The following is a 4,284-nucleotide window of genomic DNA, read 5'->3' on the forward strand; positions in this document are numbered from 1 at the left end:
GGCGAGGCGTGGAACGTCTTCGGCACGTTGATCGCCGGAATGCTCTTCTGGGGACTGGTCGGTTTTGGAGCGGATCGCCTTCTCGGCTTTCACGTGTTGTTCCTGCCGATCGGACTGACCGTCGGCCTCGCCGCCGCGATGTACCTCGTGATCTATCGACTTACCCGGTGAGAGGGCGGATAGCCGGGCTTCCGGCCAGCTCGGCAGTCTTGGCGAAATACGCTCCGTTGGTCCTGTTCGCCCAGTTCGTTCGGCCTGACCGTTCTGTCCCGCTTGTCCTGGTAGTTCCGTCCTGCTGGACCTGGCTGTACCGACCGCCCCGGCTGTTCCATTGATTCGGGCCGGTCCTCGCCGTCGATGACCTCGAAGGTCATCGACGGCGCAACCGATTCCGGTCAGAGTGGACCCAGGTCGCCGAGACGGGGAAGGGAGAGCCGAATTGTGCTCATCTGGCAGACGTTGTGACGCTATTGGGAGTAGCCGACGGCGGGAGATGGGTGCAGCCGGAAGCCGCGTGTCATCAACTCGTTGCGTTGTGTGGAATGGGTAGCAACGGAGTGAAACCCATAGACAACGCGCGGATGAACCAGTGCGAACGTCGAAGCGAGTCCGTGCTTGTGGGGTGCCGGTGTGGATAGTATCGCGGGCAACAGGACGTCGGCCTGCCGACACCCATCAGGGCCTGGGCTTGTCGAGGTGTCCTTCGGAGCGCTGTACCCGGTTGGCGACGGGTCGTTCTTCGGCGTGAGCGTGTCGTGCGAACCCGGTAGGGTGGAGGCAATCTGCCGCCGAGCACGGCAACCTCGCCGGGCCGTGAACGCGCTACCTAATCGATCATGGAGGTGTTTGTCGTGCCGGTCCTCGCCGACGAGGGCTTCGAAGGCCCCACCAAGGAGGTCTTCCAGACTCCGCACTGGTTCGATGTCGGGATCGGCTCGGTCAATCTCTACCTCAACAAGGCCACCGCGCTCACGATCTTTGCTGCGCTGTTTGTCGGTGTGATCTTCTGGTTGGGATTCCGCCGAGCTAAAATCATACCTCGCGGCCTCCAGAACCTGTGCGAGTCGGCCTACGACTTCATCGATCTGCAGATCGCCCGGGGTGTCATCGGCGAGAAGGGCACGAGATACACGCCCTACCTGCTCGTCCTGTTCAGCTTCGTGTTGATCTGCAACGTGCTCGCGGTGGTGCCCGGGGCCCAGTTCCCGGCGACCTCGCGCATCGCCGTCCCGATGGTTCTGGCGCTCGTCACGTACGTGCTGTTCAACTACGCGGGCATCAAGGCCAACGGCGCCGGTCCGTACTTCAAGGAGATGATTGACCCGGCTCCCACCGCGCCGCTGTGGATCCGCGTGCTCCTGGCGCCGATCGAGATTCTCTCGACCTTGATCGTGCGGCCCTTCACGCTGGCGGTCCGGCTCTTCGCGAACATGTTCGCCGGGCACATCCTGCTGCTGGTCTTCTCGCTGGGCGCGGACTACCTGCTGCCCAAGCCCCCCTATGTGTTCGGCGCCGCGTCACTGCTGGTGGCGATCATCCTCACGGCGTTCGAGCTTGTCATCGACGCTCTCCAGGCGTACATCATCACGATCCTCACAGCCGCCTACATCGGCGGTGCGATGGTGCACGGAGAGCACGAGGTAGCTCCGTCCGAGGAACTCGCCTCGCCTGCTCCGGTGGGCGTGCCGGTATCGGCCCGGGCCTAGATTCCCGACACACCCTTCCAGCACCGGCGAGTCCCGGTGCCCGACTGAATAGGAAAAGCACCGCAATGGCAGACATTCTCGCCGCCAAGGACGCTGTGAGCGGAAGCCTGGGCGCCGTCGCCTACGGCCTCGCCGCCATCGGTCCCGGTATCGGTATCGGTCTCATCTTCGGCCTGGGCGTCCAGGCGATCGCCCGCCAGCCCGAGGCCGAGCAGGTCGCCTTCCGGTACATGCTCATCGGCTTCGCTCTCGCCGAAGCCCTCGCGCTCATCGGCTTCGTCGTTCCCTTCGTCTTCCCGTAAACCGGCGGGGCAATCATGAGCGCGACATCCATCCTTATCGCCGCCGCCGAGAGCGGGCACTCCGACGAGAACGTTCTGGTCCCGCCGCTGAGTGAACTGCTCATCGGAACGTTGTCGTTCGCCTTGCTCGTGGCCTTCTTCTTCTGGAAGATCAGGCCGCAGATCGCCAGGACCTACGCGCAGCGCACCGAGCGGATCGAGGGCGGGCTCGCCCGCGCCGAGGCGGCGCAACGCGAGGCGCAGGCCCTGCTGGAGCAGTACCGCGCCCAGCTGGCCGAGGCTCGGACCGAGGCCGCGCGCATCCGCGAGGAGGCGCACGGCGAGGGCCGGCAGATCACCGAGGAACTCCGCGCCGCGGCGCAGCGCGAGATCGCCGAGATCAAGGCCCGGGCGGACGCCCAGCTCGCGGCCGACCGGGCGCAGATCGTCGCCCAGGTCCGCTGGGAGGTCGGTGAGATCGCGGTCGATCTGGCCTCGAAGATCGTCGGATTCCAGCTGGAGAGCAGCGCCACGCAGAACCGGCTGATCGACGACTTCATCGCAGCGCTTGACAACTCGGCCGAGGGCGTCGGTACCGTGGCCGCACCGGTCAGGCCGGGAGGCTGACGGTGGAGGGAGCCAGCAGGCACGGCTTGGCGGCCGCGCGGGCGACGCTCGACGAGGCAACCGCGACGGCACCGGGCGCGCCCCGCCCGGTGGACGCCGGGCGGATCGCCGAGGACCTCCGGGCCGTCGCCGAGCTCCTCGCCCGGGAGCCGGCCGTGCGCCGCGCCCTCACCGACCCGGGGGCACCCGTGGCCGCGCGCACGGAGCTGGTCACCCGGCTGTTCGGAACTCAGCTCGCCCCGGCGAGCCTGCGGATCGTGCACACGGCGGTCGGGGCGCGCTGGTCGCGGCCGTTCGATCTGCAGTACGCGCTGCTCGAACTGAGCGTCGAGGCGCTGCTCGTCGAGGCGGAGCGGGACGGGGCGCTGGAGGAGGTCGAGGACGAGCTGTTCCGGTTCGGCCGGATCCTCGACCAGAACGCTCCGCTCGCGCTCGCGCTGACCGACCCGGCCGCGCCGGCGGCAGTCAAGGACAGGCTGCTCACCCGGCTGCTCGCCGGCCGGGCGCACCCGGTCACCGTGCGCCTGGTCCAGCAGGCGGCGGCCGACCGGATCCACGGCGACGTCGAGCGCCGGCTGGCCGAGTTCAGCCGGATCGCCGCGGCCCGCCGGGGTCGGGTGGTGGCGATCGTCCGTACGGCGGTTCCGCTGAGTAGCGAAGTCGTCGCCCGTCTGGGTGCGGCGATCAGCCGGTACTTTGGCCGCCAGATCCAGCTGCAGGTCGATCTCGACCCCGACATCCTGGGTGGTGTCGTGGTCCAGGTCGGCGGCGAGGTGGTGGACGGCAGCGTGCTGCGCTGGTTCGTCGCCGCCCGCCGGGCCCTGCTCCGATAGGCGGCGACCGTGACCACGATGATCGTGACGGTCCCCGTCGCCGCGACCACCGCGGACCCGCATCCCGACCCGGGGCGACCTGCCCTGCCCGCAATGAAGGACGAAGGACGTAAGCGATGACTGAGCTCTCCATCCGGCCGGAGGAGATCCGCGACGCCCTGCGGGAGTACGTCGACTCTTTCCAGGCCACCTCAGCCGGCCGTGAGGAGGTCGGCCGGGTCGTCGTCACCGGTGACGGCATCGCCCGGGTCGAGGGTCTCCCGCACACGATGACCAACGAGCTGCTGGAGTTCCACGGAGGTGTGCTGGGTCTCGCGCTGAACCTCGAGGTCGGCGAGATCGGAACCGTCATCCTGGGTGAATCCGAGAACATCGAGGAGGGGCAGGAGGTCCGCCGCACCGGCCAGATCCTCTCCGCTCCCGTCGGTGACGGCTTCCTCGGCCGGGTCGTCGACCCGCTCGGGCGGCCGATCGACGGCCTCGGGGAGATCGTGGCCGAGGGATCCCGGGAGCTGGAACTGCAGGCGCCGACGGTCGTCCAGCGCCAGCCGGTGAAGGAACCCCTGCAGACCGGTATCAAGGCGATCGACGCGATGACGGCCATCGGCCGTGGTCAGCGCCAGCTGATCATCGGCGACCGGCAGACCGGCAAGACGACGGTGGCCATCGACGCGATCATCAACCAGCGGGACAACTGGACCTCTGGTGATCCGTCGAAGCAGGTCAAGTGCGTCTACGTGGCGATCGGCCAGAAGAAGTCGACAATCCGCGAGGTGGTGAACTCTCTGGAGGAGGCCGGCGCGCTGGCCTACACCACGATCGTGGCGGCGCCGGCTG

5 protein-coding genes are annotated in these 4,284 nt (G+C 67.9%); all 5 read left to right on the forward strand.

Annotation, left to right across the window (positions count from 1 at the left end; all coding sequences use genetic code 11):
- Nucleotides 1–836 precede the first annotated feature (836 nt).
- Nucleotides 837–1,706, forward strand: coding sequence for a F0F1 ATP synthase subunit A (gene atpB / locus AC08ON_RS02710; RefSeq protein ID WP_476606293.1), 870 nt, complete (start codon nucleotides 837–839; stop codon nucleotides 1,704–1,706).
- A 65-nt stretch (nucleotides 1,707–1,771) separates the two neighbouring features.
- A complete protein-coding gene (locus AC08ON_RS02715; protein WP_011438088.1) occupies nucleotides 1,772–2,008 on the forward strand; it encodes an ATP synthase subunit c family protein in 237 nt (78 codons plus the stop codon).
- Nucleotides 2,009–2,023: 15 nt separating this feature from the next.
- Nucleotides 2,024–2,614: a F0F1 ATP synthase subunit B gene (locus AC08ON_RS02720; RefSeq protein WP_476606292.1), complete on the forward strand. Its 591-nt coding sequence runs from the start codon at nucleotides 2,024–2,026 to the stop codon at nucleotides 2,612–2,614.
- 2 nt (nucleotides 2,615–2,616) lie between these two features.
- Nucleotides 2,617–3,447: a F0F1 ATP synthase subunit delta gene (locus tag AC08ON_RS02725; RefSeq protein WP_476606291.1), complete on the forward strand. Its 831-nt coding sequence runs from the start codon at nucleotides 2,617–2,619 to the stop codon at nucleotides 3,445–3,447.
- 116 nt (nucleotides 3,448–3,563) lie between these two features.
- On the forward strand, nucleotides 3,564–4,284 hold a 721-nt coding region (locus AC08ON_RS02730; RefSeq protein WP_476616392.1), incomplete at its 3' end, for a F0F1 ATP synthase subunit alpha.

Source organism: Frankia sp. CoWAU3, assembly GCF_977971855.1.